Genomic DNA, 15,766 nt, shown 5'->3' with positions numbered 1-15,766 from the left:
TGCTCTAGAATGTGAATACTTTTGACTCAGTCGCTAAGTCAATGAGGTGGGCAGCCGTCGATAACTTTGCTCCTTCGATATACTCTTCTTCACTATAAAGTCTGGTTCTAGCACAAGGGGTACAAATAAAGAAGGCTACTTTATTCTCAATTAAATAATCAAGATAGGGTTTAGCAGAATCTCCAGTGGGGGCCTTTACATTATCCGCTAAGCCCATCACTGCATAAGCAACTGCATCATCAACTAAGAAAACATTGACTTCATGTCCCTTTTCCTTGGCCACCTTTGCAAGCTGTAATGCCCGAGTAGCACGGGTCGGATCCTCAAGCCCACGACTTAAGACAAATAGAAACTTTTCCAAACTGATCCCTCCTCTAATTTTTAGGGGTTATAAACGGTTAATGATATTAAAGTATTGCCCCCAAAACCGTCTATAAATATTTTCTCCCCCGGAGTGATATATCCTGCCTATCATGAAAATTTTTCCTATTTGTTGTTTCATCCTTAGTCTATAACCAACCCTAACAATTAAATGATACGACTTCACGACAACTCCCATTCAATAATTAATTGTTTTTCAATATTTCCAGAATCTCCCGTAGAGTCCCATCAATACTGTTGAGTTTTCTCACATGCCATACCACGAGTACGATTACTATTACTGGGAGCACAATGAATGGTAAAATCATTCCAATAATACTCACAGTGGGCGTTATAAACGCCGGAAAAACTAACATTTCAATTTCCCCTCTCTAATCTCTTAAATCGCGTCTCTACAGAGTTATTTAGGCAATAAAACTATCCCAAGTATTACTAAAGCCGATAACCCTATAAATATTAATTCATACTTATACTTATTTAAATTACCTTTGTTAACCACAATATTCCCCTCCTAATAGTCAATCCCGCCCTTATATAGAGGCTTTGAGGCTATCAAAAGGTTACATAAAATCCCCTTATTCTCAGAAATATTTTATTTATAAAGACGAATTCTACTTGAAGCTCTAGGAACAAATGTGGCCCAGATTTCAATTGAATATAATTATATGGATAAAGTAATCGTTTTTCGCCAAGAAAATAATGCTGGTGGAACATCACGTGGGACATTTTATGACTCAGAGGATACCGTTGTAAAGGATCTAATCGTTAACGGTAGCCCGGCTATGCTGTACAAGAATAAGAATGGTGTTTGCACCTTAAACTGGCAATTGAGAGATCTTTTATTACAAATAACAGGAGTCATTACTGAAGAATAAATTACAAAAATTTCCAATTCCATCAAGTGATTGACTTCCATTATTTGCCGATTTCCTTCGTGCTTCCTGCTTTTCTTCTAAGTTGATAATACTAGTATAAGAAAGGCATCCGCATTGGATGCCTTTCTTATACTACCCTGTTTACCCGAAACAGGAATTTAGACAGTTCAGGTCTTACATTCAGTAAGTTGCTCGTTTGTAGTAGTGTCCTTGCCAAAATAGGAACACTTTTCTTTCCTGCACCCGTGAGGATGTCGTTCAACATGTTTACAAATTATGTTCTCACTAACTATTGGCAGGGAAACACTTAGATGCTCTTTCACCAATTTTACTGCCTCAGTCAATGATTTTCGAACGAAGTTCTTACAACAGCATGGCCCTGTTTCGTTAGCAATAGTGTTAACCATCTTGGCAACGACTCTCATGGTAGTTGCCGTCTCTTGGTCTTTAGGACAGCCCGCTCCCAGAATAACACTGAAGCAAGCGCCTATAGCTACAGCGATACCGCATAGGCCTGTCAGACCACAATATCCGCCAATAGCCTGCCTTGCTGTTCGATTTAGAACCTCTAGAACCTGATCATCAGTCACAATGATCTACCTTCGTTCTTAATGGCCGCGATCAAGGCTCCAGCCGCTATCCAAGCGTTTTCACAGCCAAGCATGGGAACTTGGTCGTCATATCCCATAAGTGTTTCGGCGATTTCCAACGGATTTTTAGACTTGCAATCAAGCACATAGTCTTTGACTAAGTCGAAAACCCCTTTTCCGTGGCACTCATCACATACATAATGACCATTAGAGCAACAGATGTTTGCTATCTCCTGTTTGCCACACTGGGCACAAGTCAGTGCTTTGCCTTGATCAAAGTACTCCAGGGAATTCCCGCAAATTTTACAGTGTTCGGTGTTTTCGTTAACGTGCTGACCAGCACTAGACGAAGTACCTCAGCAGTCACTAGCACTAGGTAGAACCACGTTTTTTTTCATCTCGAACATAAGGAAACTCCTCTCCCGTTTGATTGTTTCACTCATCCATCTCCCTATACCCCGTATTTTTACGAGTTCAACTTGCAAACTAAACCTTCTTCATTTAACAATTCCAGCATTTTGTCCTTGCCAAGTTCATGCTCGACCAGAAACACATCACGATCATTACAAATATTGGGGATATGACACATTGCATTGGTTATAATTGCCTGGGCTTTGACTGCTTCATCGTGAGAATCACATGCAACATAATTACTATAAACCTTAATCATCTTGTAAACTCCTTCGTGCTGCGATCCAATTTGAGATCCACAAGCAATACCTTAATTTGATACAAGTATACCACGCACGTTGAACAATCAGTAGGCGTCCCACCCATTACCGATCGAAAACTAAAGACTTTACAACCGCAAAATACTCCCTTAAGTAAGCATTGGGTCTCAAATACCAAGGTGTCGGTGAAGGAACACCGACTGGATTTAATCCATTACGCCTTGCTAGAATCTTCGAGCGAAACATATGAAAATCATTCGTGATGACCAACACAGGCTTAGAAGGTTCATAACTCGATTGTTGCACAAGAAGCTCACGCGTATAACGAAAATTCTCCATTGTACTTGTCGACTGCTCTTCCTTGATTATACGTTCCTTTGCGATGCCCTGCTCAACCAAATAACGCTGCATAGCCTCGGCTTCAGTAATCCACTCTCCAGGTCCTTTTCCACCAGAGACAACAACTATCATATCCTTATTATCTTGTAGACTTCTTAAACCCATATCTACCCGTTCCCAAAGAGTCCAAGAGAGTTTATCTCCATTAAGGCCCGCTCCAAGTATGATAAGGTAATCAACTTGGCTTGGTACTGGATCCTTGGTATTATACAGCAACAAACTCTCAATAAGAATAAAAGAAGCTAGAAGCATTAAGATACTTAAGCGAACCAACCGACGAAACCTTAGAAAGCGATCTTTAAGAAGATGTCGCTTTAGATAGTCCCTCTTTAATCCCCAAAAGAGCATAGTCACTCCTAGAAAGCCAGGCAGAAGAGTTCCAAGATTGATCCCTCCATTAAGCGCAAGAACGAAGATCGTATCTAGAATTCCCACTAATCCCAATATGGTGAACGTAATCGAAGCTCGGTTGTTTGCCAATCTCCCTCTTCTCCTTTTCCTAGATTCTCTAGCGACCTTTGGAGAAACTAACCCTTACACTGTAAGCCCTTGTTTATAATCATGCAGTTGATCGATAGTTTGTCCTTCAACAACTATATTCTACATCGACGGCGAAACTTGGCGAAAAAGTAATTAGGGACAAAAAATCCCCTACACTTCAATAGTATAGGGGATAATGGTCACATTACTGACTTAGAACACATACTGCCCAAATATAATTGTACTTGGCCGAACTTGTCGTTCCACAAGGGTACTTGGATCCGACGCGTATCATCCAGAATGCGCTCCATTATAAAACTGTAATGGAACAACTACTTAGCTATAGGTTTTTTAAATTCCTTTTTCAAAGTCAGAATCAAGGATAACGCTGCAACAATGAGAAAGATCAAAGAGATAGGTCTGGTTACAAATGGAACAAAACTCCCATGACTGACCATCAAGGCCCGGCGTAAATTGACTTCAATCATCGGTCCCAGAATAAATCCGATCACAAAGCACGCCATCGAATATCCTCGTCCGTCCAAGAGATAACCAATTACGCCAAACAAGATCATCGTGTAAATATCAAACATCATATTGTTATTGGCGTAAGAGCCCACCATGCACATCACAAAGATGACTGGATAGAGGAAGTGGCGAGGTATATCGAGCACTTTGATAAAGAGCTTAATGCCACTGTACTCAATGACAAAGAATAAGATATTAGCGATAAACAGCGCAGCGAAAATGCCATAGACAACCTCTGGGTTGGTTTGCATCAAAAGTGGACCGGGTTGCAAACCATGAATCATCATGCCGCCCAATAATATTGCTGTCGTCGAATCTCCTGGAATACCCATGGTCACTAACGTAACCAAAGCACCTCCGACCATTGCATTGTTAGAAGCTTCTGAAGCAATAATTCCATCGGATATCCCCGTGCCAAATTTTTCCGGGTGTTTCGATGCCCGGCGTGCTTCACTATAAGAAAGAATGCTTGCGGTACTTCCACCGATGCCTGGCAAGATACCGATAAAGGTTCCAATCAATGAAGAACGGATAAAGTTCATTGGTTGACGGGCCATTTCTTTAAAAAAGGAAAGCCCTAGACTGTATCCACCAAGATCTTGAGCCGTTTTCTCCGCGTTTTCCTTGTTGTGTGCCTTAGCTAATTCTTTTAGAATATCGGTCACCGCAAAAACACCGAGCAAGACCGGAAGAAGAGCAAAGCCATTTCGCATATCGTAAATTCCAAAATCAAAGCGAGATACTCCATCGACCGGTGCCATACCGAAGGTTGAGAAGAATACCCCCATCAAGCCAGCGATAATTCCTTTTGAAAAAGAACCTGAGGCGAGACTGGCAATGATCGTCAGAGAAAAAATTCCAATCGAAAAATACTCAAAGGGTCCAAATGTAAGAGCTAATTTGGCCAAAGGCGGAGACAGAAAGACCAAAATAATATTACCAATAATACCACCAACCATAGAGGCAAAAATCCCGATAGCCAGTGCCTTTCCGGCCAAACCTTTTGCCGTCATGGGGTGGCCGTCGAAACACGTAGCAATGGATGAAGGAGTACCAGGGATCTTAAGCAAGATAGCAGAAATCAGGCCCCCGGAAATACCCCCTACGTAAAGAGCCATTAAAAAGGTCATTCCTGTCACAGAATCCATAGTAAATGTAACAGGCAGGATCATAGCTACTGCCATCGTGGACGTAAGGCCAGGAATCGCACCAAAAACTAATCCTACAACGACACCGATAATCATCAACCCAAGCATCTTTACAGAAAGCAATGAGACTATGCTCGTAAAAAAAAGAGTTACCATTTTTATTTTTCCACCTCCTTAAAACAGGATGCCGCTAGGTAATGTCAGTTGGAGAAGACTCACAAATGCATAATGAATCGTTACTGAAACAATTACTGCGAAAATTGCTAACTTTATTAGATTTCGAACATCAAATTTACGAGTCATATACAGCGAGAAAAAGAAGAGAAAGAGCCCTGACGCTAATAGGAAACCTATTACATCCGATAACACCACGGTAATGATAAGCATAGCGATTGTACTAAGTGCTGCCCAGTGGTTAAGTATCTTGACGCTCTTTACACACCCGACACTCTCAACAAGCTCCCCACTCTCTACCTGTCCCACTTTTTTAGCGGCACGCCAGGTATTAAAAACATTGGCCGCTGAAATAATCAGGATCAGCGTAAGTAGGATTTGGGGAAATAGCCCTGACCCGATGACCGAAACTCCGCCTACTTTCTTAATCAAAAGAGTTTGATATAAGAAGAAAAGACTAAAGGCCATGAGAATTATCGGCGAAGCCATATCGCGTTGTTTCATATTTTCACTCCTAATCAAGTTAACCATGAGAAAAAAAGAAGGGGATATCAGGATAATATCCCCTGGTCATTAACGTTTAACGTTTAACCTTACTTACTTCTTGACAGAAGCATAGGCATCATCAAGAGTTTTTTGTTCGGCTTGCAGATAGGTTAGAGCCTTATCAGGCGCCATGTAGATCGGTTTAACTGACCATTTTTCTAAGCCTTTGGCAAAATCAGGATCTTTGGTTACTTTTTCAACAGCAGCATTGAATTTATCCACGATTTCTTTCGGTGTTCCTTTAGGGAAAGCAAAATAATAGGGTTTTGTCAAGACAATATCCACGCCCTGCTCTTTAAAGGTCGGAATATCCGGGAATATTTCAGAACGTTTGTCTGCCATAATTCCTAACACTCTGAATTTTCCAGCATCTACAAAGGATTTGACTTGACCAACTGGTTGAGGAATTACATCCACTTGTTTTCCTTCGAGGGCGGCATTTTTCTGAGCAGAACTACCTACATCGACAATATTCAAATTTGTACCTGTTTTAGCATTAAAAGTTAAACATTGCAGGTTGGTGAAACCTCCCATTTCAGTACCGATAATAAGTTTGCCAGGGCTAGCCTTCGCAGCATCAATAAGGTCTTTTAATGTCTTATAAGGGGAATCTGCTCTTACAACAAAAGCGTTGGTATCGTCGTTAACAACAATGCCGCCTAATTCAAAAGCCTCAATTCCATAATCTGTGACTTTCGTGGTTTTATTAACAAGTAATGAAGGATGGAAGAACAGCGCAGTCAAACCATCTGGAGCCGAATCAATTACTTTTTTCGTACCCAAGGATCCACCAGCGCCATTGACATTAACAACGACAAAACCTTTACCAAGAGACTTTTCGATCGATTGGCCAACTAAACGTGCATAGGTATCTGTGTCCCCGCCTGGTCCGGCTGGTACAATCACTTGAATGGGTTTACTGGGATAAGAATCCGCTACATTGGCTTTTGGTTGAGCAGGTGTTTGCTGGGCAGTCTGAGTACCACAGCCTACTAGTGTTATACCCAGCAGTGCGGCGGATACGATTAAAGCCATAATCTTTTTCATTATTTCCCCTCCATTTTTGTTTTCGATCATTTTTGATATCGGTAAGGTATATTGCAAGATATATGCCAAACATATTACTGCACTGAATATTCAAAATTTCTATAATAAACCGGATAAAGTCCCTCCTCGTTGCAGCACCTGTTGTGACCACATGTTGCATTTATGTTCAAACATTACAACACAGCAGAATACAAAATTTTAAAAAACTATTTATTGATAGCAAACGACTTTATAAAAGTGTTTATTACTTACTATGGATTTAACTTCAACGAAATTTCCTAATTCATTGGCAGTTGGCTTAAGCTAATTAAGACTATAATTCGTCATTATTATACTTTTTTCCTCCCAAGAGAGATTTTTGCCGCCCCTGCTAATTGATTGATAACGCTGCACCTATTATGCTGATTTCAACTCGATAAATGACACACCTGTTGTAAAAGCTGCATCACCTGATTTAAGTGATGCAGCTTATAGCTTACAATTTGCTTTAAAAACCAAACTATGATCTGGATCGATAGTTGGTATCAGATTTGCATTAAATGACCCTAAGCAGCGGCATTTTACTCGCTGAAGTATTCTAAGGAAATTTTAATAATAGGAGTGGCATTATGAATCAACAGATCCACAGACACTTTTCGAGCGGCACACCTCTCATCACCGAAATGCTTGTCATTCCGGTTGCCGGCCACGATAGCATGTTACTTAACCTAAGTGGCGCGCACGGACCTTTTTTTACTCGCAATGTAGTTATCTTAAAAGACAACGCTGGAAACACCGGTGTTGGTGAAGTTCCGGGTGGTGAGCGGATTCGCCAAACCCTTGAAGACTCTATCCCTCTCGTCACTGGCCAATCGATTGGTAACTACAACAACATTCTGAATACGATCCGGCAACGTTTCACGGATCGTGACTCTGGCGACCGGGGTTTACAAACCTTTGACTTGCGAATTACGATCCACGCTGTTACTGCAGTGGAAGCAGCTTTGCTGGATTTACTCGGACAATTCCTAGGAGTACCGGTTGCAGCACTGCTCGGAGAAGGCCAGCAAAGAGAGACCGTCGATATCTTAGGCTACCTCTTCTATATCGCTGATCGCCAAAAAACCGACCTCCCTTATCTGAGCGATCCCAATGCCGAGGATGATTGGCTGCGCCTACGCCACGAGGAAGCGATGACCTCCGAAGCCATCGTTCGTCTAGCAGAAGCCGCACACGTTCGCTATGGCTTTAACGACTTTAAGTTAAAAGGTGGAGTACTACCCGGCGAAGAAGAAATGGAAGCAGTCACTGCTTTGGCGAAGCGTTTCCCTACTGCTCGCATTACCCTCGATCCCAATGGTGCATGGTCTTTAGAAGAAGCGATTCGACTTTGTCAGAACAAACAGGATGTTCTGGCTTATGCAGAAGATCCCTGTGGAGCTGAAAATGGCTACTCCGGGCGTGAAATCATGGCTGAGTTCCGACGCGCTACTGGTCTGCCGACTGCCACAAATATGATTTCTACGGATTGGCGTCAAATGGGGCATACTCTTCAACTACACTCTGTCGATATCCCTTTAGCAGATCCTCATTTTTGGACAATGCAAGGATCCGTACGGGTAGCGCAAATGTGCGACGTCTGGGGTCTGACCTGGGGCTCCCATTCCAATAATCACTTTGATATCTCCTTAGCGATGTTCACTCAGGTTGCTGCAGCTGCACCCGGTAAAATCACCGCCATTGACACCCACTGGATTTGGCAGGATGGTCAACGCCTAACTGAGGAATCACTTAAGATTATGAATGGTAAAATAACAGTACCCCAAAAACCAGGACTCGGAATAGACGTCGATATGGAGCAAATCGACAAGGCCCATCAACTCTACCTAAAAATGGCTTTGGGTGCGCGTGATGATGCGATGGCTATGCAATACTTGATTCCAGGCTGGAAGTTCAATAATAAAAAGCCGTGTTTGGTTCGCTAGTGCATGCAAAATTGGATAAAGTAAAGGAGATTTCTAAAATGAGCTTTATACCAAAAGGGATTATCCCCGCTTTAATTACCCCTCTGACAAAAGATGAAAAACTGAATGAAAAAGCACTCCGCAAGCTGCTGAATTTCACCATTGACGGTGGAGTCCATGGTGTCTTCGTGATTGGAACGACTGGTGAATTTTATGGTTTGACCCCGGAAGAAAAGAGAGAAATTCTGCAAATCACCATGGATGAGGTGAACGGACGAGTTCCAGTTTATGCTGGTACTGGAGGGATCACTACCAAGGAATCCATCCAGCTCACCCAAATTGCCCAAGAGTGTGGCGTCGATGCAGTATCCGTATTAACTCCCTTATTTATTAGCATCAATCAAAAGGAACTCTATGATCATTTTAGAGTGATTGCTGAAAATACCGACCTGCCGGTCATTCTCTACAACAACCTGCCCAAAACAGGCATTACCATCACAGCGGCAACCGTCGCCAAATTAGCTCAAATTAAAAATATTGTCGGGGTTAAAGACAGCACTGGAGACATGACCTTGACGGGAGAATATATCCGCTTGACCAAAGAGCAAGACTTCTCCGTACTGATGGGTCGAGACACAATGATCCATTCAGCCCTCTGTTATGGTGCAACCGGTTCGATTGCCGCAGGCGCCAATGTGGCGCCCAGACTTTGCGCCGATATCTACGACTTATATATGGCCGGGGATGTTCAAGGTTCACTGGAAGCCCAATATAAACTTGCCCCTCTCCGAATCGCCTTTACCTTAGGCTCCTTCCCGACCGTAATCAAAGAATCGCTCGAGTTGCTAGGTATTGAAGCGGGTCCATGTATGTCTCCTGTCGGACCGATGACAGCTGATGAGAAAGAACAACTTAAAAAGGTTCTCATCCAGATGGATCTGCTAAAGTAGCTTAACATGTTCCGAGATTTCATAGTGGTTGCAACAAGCAAAAATCGTCCCATTTCACAATCAAAGTGGAGTGAGGACGATTTTGTTTTGTTGTTATAGTACGGCCCCTTTTAGCCAAGAATTTTTCCCCAAAAGTATGCCAGCATTATACCGACTGAAAAGAAAGCCAAACAAAAAACCCAATTCCAGCGCAGCGCTACATCTTGGGTCTTCACATTGACAAACTTGGAAATTGCCATGATAACTCCTGCAAAAGGCGAGACCATAAACGAAGTTGAAGCACCTAAAGCCAAGCACAGAGCGACAGTAACATCTGACACGGGGAGATGCAGGGCGGTCAGAACTTGACCGAACATGACAATCGATATAAACGGGTGAATTCCCAAGACTGCTAAACAAATCATGACCAAAGGGATGAGAACGATCGAGAAAATTCCGAAACTATTGGCATAGTTCTGTAAGAACCCTTGAAAGATGTTAATCACTCCAGACTGTTCAAGAGCACTGGTGAACAAGCCTATGGCGATAAAGAACGGGGCAATATCTGCAGCCTTTAATACTCCGACATCCCAGTAATTCCATAGGGTCGCCTGCAATTTAGGTTCTCTGCGAAATTGCAGGATCCAGACTAGAACCACTATGGCGCCCGCTAAAATAACAGGGCTCGACGATGAGCCCAGGTTCAACTTGGCTAATAGCAGGGTTAGCGTACTAAGACTTACCACCACGATAATGATATGCCAAGCCCTATGGCGAGCTCGATGCTCACGATCGAGCGATTCCCGTTCTCCCTGTCTATCAACGGAGTGGGTAAACCGCATACCCTTGGCCGAAAAGGCTAATCTCGTCTCCAGAAAATAGGACAATACAATGCCGATGATAGCCAAAGAAATACCAGGGAAGAAGAGTTTTGACCAACTCACTCCTGTTGCCTGTACCACTAATGCAATATTCACAGCGCCAGGAGCCCATAAAGAGGCTAGCACATAGCCCCGCGAAATTGCAGTGGATATAAATCTCTCATAATGTGAGACTCGAGTTTTCAGGGTATCTTCCATCAGGGAAATCACCACCGGTATCGCACCCAACATTAGAAAGCTCGTAAATACATGGGTGGCAACCGTAGTAAATAAGAAGAGGCCCCCTTCACCTTTAAACGACTTATTAAACCAATACCTGATCGCCAAATTATATCTGCCCACTTCAATAGGGATGGTGAACATCTGCATGATCACCAAAATGGCAATCACGTTCGTCATTGAATTAAGCGCCGTCACCCAAGCTGAAAACGGTTGCTCGAACTTGGTAAGGACAAAAACTCCAAGAATCATAAAGGTAATCGTAATTTTTTTGAAACCTTGACCCATCACGATTACTCCGAATAGCAAGACAATAACCGCGACAACGAATATCACGGTTAAATCCGTCTTAATAACGGTTTTCGTCAGATGCAAACCAGCCAGCATGAGGATTGCTATTTTATAAATTTGAGTCATTAAGTTTCTCCTAAATTATGCTCAGGACTCTTGGCAGAGTTCTGGACCTGGCTAACCAGCCTAATCCCAGTAGGTCTGAGCGGTCTTAGGTTACCGGTGCCGGATTAAACAAGCATAAGTCATTGGCTAAACCCCAGTGATCAGCCCAAGTTTTCTTCCGCCCACTGGCAACCTCGAGGATCAAGCGGAAAATTTCCCAGCCCACGTCTTCAATGCTTGCTTCGCCCGTTGCGATTCGACCGGCATTGACATCGATTAAATCGCTCCATTGTTCGGTGAGAGAATTGCGGGTAGACACTTTAATCACCGGTGCCATCGCCAAACCATAGGGTGTTCCTCGTCCGGTCGTAAAAACTTGCAACGTTATACCAGAAGCTAACTGTAACGTTCCACAGATGAAATCACTCGCCGGAGTAGCCGCATAGATCAAACCTTTTTGGGTTGCTTTTTCACCATGGGATATTACTCCAACAATCGCACTGCTGCCAGATTTTGCAATCGAGCCGAGTGCTTTTTCCACAACATTGGCTAAACCGCCTTTCTTGTTGCCTGGCGATGGATTAGCACTTCGATCGACCTCACCGTTGCTTAAATATTGGTCATACCATTTCATTTCCTGAATAAGTGCTCGCCCAACCTCTTCATTGACAACTCGGGGAGTTAATAAGTGCACTGCATCTCGGACCTCGGTCACTTCGGAAAATAAGACGGTGGCACCGGCGCGTACTAAGAGATCAGCTGCATAGCCTACCGCTGGATTCGCTGTTACCCCAGAAAAAGCATCGCTTCCTCCACATTGTAAACCCACCACCAAATCTGAGGCAGGACAAGCAACGCGTACCCGCTGATTTAGTCTTTTCAAGCGTTCGTCTGCCATGTCCAAGATTGATTGCACCATATGCTTAAAACCTTGTTGATCTTGTAAAGAAATAACGTTTTTCTGATCTACCGCTGGGAGCAATTTTTCCGGAAGAAGCTTTTCGCACCCTAGTCCCACCACCATGACTTCTCCACCAAAGTTGGGATTCGAGGCGATATTACGAATCGTCCGGATCGGAATAATCGCACCTGGAGCGTTAATAGCGACCCCACACCCATAGTTATGATTTAAAGCAACGACGTCATCCACATTAGGATATTTCACAGAAAGTTCTTCTTTAATCTTTTTCACTGCATAATCAAGGACGCCTGCGACACATTGAACACTCGTGGTAATTCCGAGAATATTTTTGGTCCCTACACTGCCATCCTCATTGCGATAGCCTTCAAAAGTATACCCTTCAAGAGGAGACAGTGGTGCTGGCACATTATTGGCAGGGGTCAATTCATCGAGCTCGGGCGGTGTCGGCAGCTTGACTGAGGCTTCATCAATCCAACCACCCGTTTTAATGGGGCGTACAGCATACCCAATTACTTCTCCATATCGAATAATCTCTTCATCTTGCTGTATATCCGTTAACGCCACCTTGTGGCCTTGAGGAACATCTTCCGTCAACTTGAGACCACCAGGGAACACTGTTCCTTCCTTTAACCCACCCGCATTGACTATAATCGCTACGTTATCCTGCGCATTAACTTTGATGTATAAGGGTGTCTCCTGTTGACTTCCTACCATAGACATAATCGATGCTCCTTTTCTGTATTGCACTAATAGCTTATTTAATTTGGGACATATTCATCCCCACCCGGATTATCTGACATAACCGACTAGTAGCTCCTTGCACAAGCTCCGCAGCAGAATCCATGCAATCCTCTAAACTCATGGGCTGCGCTACAATACTCATAAGCCCCTTTATTCCTTTGTGCAACACGTCCTCGTAACCCGTACCGAGCCCTCCGGAAAGACATAGAGTCGGAACGTTATAGTTTTGGGCAAGCGCAGCTACGCCGACAGGTGCTTTCCCATGGGCTGTTTGAAAATCAGTCCGGCCTTCGCCCGTGATCACTAGATCGGCATGTTTGACCTTTTCCTCGAAATCCGTCGCCTCGAGCACTATTTGAACACCGGGCTTAAGTTGAGCTGAGGTAAAAATCATGAAGCCCGCCCCTAGCCCTCCAGCCGCCCCTGCCCCTGGACACTCCGTTATGTCTTTACCGGTGGTGAGCTTAGCAATAGACGAGTAATGTTTAAGCGCCTGATCTAGTTCTTCGATCATGGCTGGTGTAGCTCCTTTTTGAGGTCCATAAACAGCTGAGGCCCCACGCGAGCCACAGAGCGGATTATTAACATCGCAAGCCACTAATATCGTCGTTTCAGCTAACCTGCGGTCCAATCCTATACAATCTATTCTCTCTAAAGTTATCAACGCCCCACCTCCACTAGGCAATTCATTCCCTGAAGAATCAAGAAATTTCGCGCCGAGTGCTCTTGCCATTCCCGCTCCGCCGTCGTTTGTAGCACTACCACCAAGGCCAATGATCAACTTACGTATTCCTTGATCAAGTGCAGCCTTAATGAGTTGACCCGTGCCGTAGGTTGTAGTAATCAGTGGATTACGTTCCTCCTTTGCTACTAACGTAAGTCCGGACGCTGCTGCCATCTCAATTACAGCAGTTTGTTCATCGCCAAGGATTCCCCAGCACGCTTCGACTATATCCCCTAAAGGCCCCATGACCTTATTTTTCATGTAGCGACCACCCGTAGCTTTGATCAGAGAATCTGTCGTCCCTTCCCCCCCATCAGCAATCGGTACTTTGATGACCTGCGCATCCGGAAAAACAGCTAATATTCCCTGTTCCATAGCATTGGCAACCTCGATCGACGATAGGCTCCCTTTGAATGAATCTGGAGCCACGACAATACGCACAAACTTCACTTCCTTTGAAGAGCCTCATCCCTATGCTTCTGAGCCTCGATGCCACTAAAATTTAATAATATTAAGTCCCACTTCTTCATTCTTGACTCTGTCTATCTTTCCATCAATTACATCAAGTATGATTTCAACGGTAGCGCCGACCCAAGCCATGTTCAAATGACCACCATAGGCCTGATAAGTGGAATCGGTAAGCGTGACATGCAGATGCAGGTAAACTTCACCACCCATTTCAGAAACATTTCCTTGCAAGCTGGTGATTTCCATGCTTCCTGTGAGTTCCCGTGGATGGTAAACCTTTGTTGCTTGTTCAAAAAGCCCGATATTTGCTTTATTAACGGCTCCAATGCCGGAAACTGAAGCAAGTGAAATTCCTTCAGCCTTACATAAATCCTTAATAGATTTAATAATTTCTTCACCTTTATCGAGCCGCAAGACGATTTTCGAGTTAAATTGTCGGTATTCCATAATTACCTCCACTTTAAAAGAGCGGTGCCAAGTTATCTTTCAACCTATTTAAAGTAGAACCTCTTATCGGTAATAAGAGGTTCTTATGATATTGGAGCGAAAGCATGTCTGCAGTAAAATCCTTTGCTTTAGCTACGCTTGATTTCCACTTGGGCCATTTTCTCATAATAGCGGGCTAGACTTCCATGATCGGCATCACCCATACCATCTACCTTAAGGGCTTGCATCATTTCCATGACAGCTGCTGTCAGCGGTAATGGTACTCCTAATTCATGAGAAGTGTCTAATACGTTACTCAAATCCTTAATATGCAAATTGATGCGGAAACCAGGATCAAATTTGCGATCCATCACGAGGGGGGCCTTGGCATCAAGAACTGTACTTCCTGCCAAACCTCCCCGAATGGCTTGATAAACCAATTCCGGTTCAACCCCGGCCTTTGTGGCTAAGACCAAGGCTTCTGACATTGCAGCGATGTTGATGGCGACAATGATTTGATTAGCAAGCTTAGTGACATTTCCTGCCCCAACGCTCCCTGTTAAAACAACGGACCCCGCCATAGCTTTCATGATGGGATAGCACTTATCAAAAATTTCCTGCTTACCTCCCACCATTACGGACAGCGTTCCATCAATTGCTTTAGGTTCTCCCCCACTGACAGGGGCATCGAGCATTTCAATTCCCTTGACCGCCAGACTTTCCGCAACCTCCCGGCTAACTAGGGGAGCGATCGAACTCATATCAATGACAATCGCTCCAGCTTTAGCCCCTTCAATAATTCCGTTTTCCCCTAAGACAACTTCTTTGACATGAGGGGAATTAGGCAACATCGTAATGATAATATCCGACTGTTCCGCAACTTCTTTAGGTGTCGTCGCAGATTGAGCTCCAGCCGCTACGACTTCCGCTAATGCACTTTGGTTCTTGTCCATAACCACAAGTTCATAACCTGCTTTAATCAAATTCTTACTCATGGGCTTGCCCATAATCCCTAAGCCAATAAATCCAACCTTCATACTTGAAGCACCTCCTAAAAATTAACCCATATTTGGGAGTAAAAATGACAAATTCTTCAGATCTCTCGCAATAGGTTTATATTGCAAATTTCATGCCAACAAACTCTGCTTTACTTCTTTCGTATATCCTCATAATTCTCCATTGTTTAATTGCTCAGAAATAATAATGAAAGCTCCGCTTGCGCCGAGTCACTCAGACCTTGCCCCTTAAGTGCAGATGAGCTGTTGAGGTGCAAAAACT

The 15,766-nt window shown here is 43.7% G+C and carries 17 protein-coding genes; 3 read left to right on the top strand and 14 right to left on the bottom strand.

Annotation, left to right across the window (positions count from 1 at the left end):
- Window positions 1–4 precede the first annotated feature (4 nt).
- Window positions 5–361 (bottom strand): DsrE family protein, encoded by a 357-nt coding sequence (locus UF75_RS03150; protein ID WP_045573139.1) that lies wholly within the window; start codon window positions 359–361, stop codon window positions 5–7.
- A gap of 205 nt (window positions 362–566) precedes the next feature.
- Window positions 567–737, bottom strand: a complete 171-nt coding sequence (locus UF75_RS28935) for a hypothetical protein (protein WP_197079307.1) — start codon at window positions 735–737, stop codon at window positions 567–569.
- A 279-nt stretch (window positions 738–1,016) separates the two neighbouring features.
- Between UF75_RS28935 and UF75_RS03145 the strand changes: the two genes are divergently transcribed.
- Window positions 1,017–1,256: a DUF4367 domain-containing protein gene (locus UF75_RS03145; protein ID WP_052692974.1), complete on the top strand. Its 240-nt coding sequence runs from the start codon at window positions 1,017–1,019 to the stop codon at window positions 1,254–1,256.
- A gap of 167 nt (window positions 1,257–1,423) precedes the next feature.
- Here UF75_RS03145 and UF75_RS03140 read toward each other — a convergent pair whose 3' ends face one another.
- From UF75_RS03140 to UF75_RS03115, 7 genes are all read right to left on the bottom strand, one after another.
- Window positions 1,424–1,846 carry a DUF5714 domain-containing protein gene (locus UF75_RS03140; RefSeq protein WP_282433760.1) on the bottom strand — a complete coding sequence of 141 codons (423 nt, stop codon included), beginning with the start codon at window positions 1,844–1,846 and terminating at the stop codon, window positions 1,424–1,426.
- Window positions 1,843–1,992, bottom strand: coding sequence for a DUF5714 domain-containing protein (locus UF75_RS30655; RefSeq protein WP_282433759.1), 150 nt, complete (start codon window positions 1,990–1,992; stop codon window positions 1,843–1,845). Before UF75_RS30655 ends, UF75_RS03140 begins: the two co-directional genes overlap by 4 nt.
- Window positions 1,993–2,312: 320 nt before the next feature.
- Window positions 2,313–2,516, bottom strand: a complete 204-nt coding sequence (locus tag UF75_RS03135; RefSeq protein WP_045573138.1) for a hypothetical protein — start codon at window positions 2,514–2,516, stop codon at window positions 2,313–2,315.
- Between the two features lie 106 nt (window positions 2,517–2,622).
- Window positions 2,623–3,396 carry a YdcF family protein gene (locus UF75_RS03130; RefSeq protein WP_045573137.1) on the bottom strand — a complete coding sequence of 258 codons (774 nt, stop codon included), beginning with the start codon at window positions 3,394–3,396 and terminating at the stop codon, window positions 2,623–2,625.
- A gap of 332 nt (window positions 3,397–3,728) precedes the next feature.
- Complete coding sequence (locus UF75_RS03125) at window positions 3,729–5,228, bottom strand: tripartite tricarboxylate transporter permease (RefSeq protein ID WP_045573136.1); 1,500 nt, start codon at window positions 5,226–5,228, stop codon at window positions 3,729–3,731.
- 18 nt (window positions 5,229–5,246) lie between these two features.
- A complete protein-coding gene (locus UF75_RS03120) occupies window positions 5,247–5,750 on the bottom strand; it encodes a tripartite tricarboxylate transporter TctB family protein (protein ID WP_045573135.1) in 504 nt (167 codons plus the stop codon).
- Window positions 5,751–5,843: 93 nt separating this feature from the next.
- Entirely contained in the window at window positions 5,844–6,839 is a 996-nt protein-coding gene (locus UF75_RS03115; protein ID WP_045573134.1) for a tripartite tricarboxylate transporter substrate binding protein, read from the bottom strand.
- Between the two features lie 608 nt (window positions 6,840–7,447).
- On the opposite strand from UF75_RS03115, the gene gudD reads away from it, so the two are divergent.
- Together gudD and dapA are read left to right on the top strand one after the other, a co-directional pair.
- Window positions 7,448–8,803 carry a glucarate dehydratase gene (gudD, locus tag UF75_RS03110; RefSeq protein WP_045573133.1) on the top strand — a complete coding sequence of 452 codons (1,356 nt, stop codon included), beginning with the start codon at window positions 7,448–7,450 and terminating at the stop codon, window positions 8,801–8,803.
- A gap of 38 nt (window positions 8,804–8,841) precedes the next feature.
- Window positions 8,842–9,732, top strand: a complete 891-nt coding sequence (gene dapA / locus UF75_RS03105) for a 4-hydroxy-tetrahydrodipicolinate synthase (protein WP_045573132.1) — start codon at window positions 8,842–8,844, stop codon at window positions 9,730–9,732.
- Window positions 9,733–9,842: 110 nt separating this feature from the next.
- On the opposite strand, the gene UF75_RS03100 is transcribed toward dapA, so the two are convergent.
- From UF75_RS03100 to garR, 5 genes are all read right to left on the bottom strand, one after another.
- Window positions 9,843–11,228, bottom strand: coding sequence for a hypothetical protein (locus UF75_RS03100; protein WP_045573131.1), 1,386 nt, complete (start codon window positions 11,226–11,228; stop codon window positions 9,843–9,845).
- Window positions 11,229–11,313: 85 nt separating this feature from the next.
- Window positions 11,314–12,849, bottom strand: a complete 1,536-nt coding sequence (garD, locus tag UF75_RS03095) for a galactarate dehydratase (protein WP_045573130.1) — start codon at window positions 12,847–12,849, stop codon at window positions 11,314–11,316.
- A gap of 34 nt (window positions 12,850–12,883) precedes the next feature.
- Window positions 12,884–14,035: a glycerate kinase gene (locus UF75_RS03090; RefSeq protein WP_045573129.1), complete on the bottom strand. Its 1,152-nt coding sequence runs from the start codon at window positions 14,033–14,035 to the stop codon at window positions 12,884–12,886.
- A gap of 54 nt (window positions 14,036–14,089) precedes the next feature.
- The gene (locus tag UF75_RS03085; RefSeq protein ID WP_045573128.1) at window positions 14,090–14,509 is read right to left on the bottom strand and encodes a PPC domain-containing DNA-binding protein; all 420 of its coding nucleotides are present in this window, start codon (window positions 14,507–14,509) and stop codon (window positions 14,090–14,092) included.
- Window positions 14,510–14,637: 128 nt separating this feature from the next.
- Window positions 14,638–15,525, bottom strand: coding sequence for a 2-hydroxy-3-oxopropionate reductase (gene garR / locus UF75_RS03080; protein WP_045573127.1), 888 nt, complete (start codon window positions 15,523–15,525; stop codon window positions 14,638–14,640).
- Window positions 15,526–15,766 lie beyond the last annotated feature (241 nt).

The organism is Desulfosporosinus sp. I2 (assembly GCF_000960765.1).
GTDB lineage: Bacteria > Bacillota > Desulfitobacteriia > Desulfitobacteriales > Desulfitobacteriaceae > Desulfosporosinus.
This window is presented reverse-complemented; position numbering and strand designations above follow the sequence as displayed.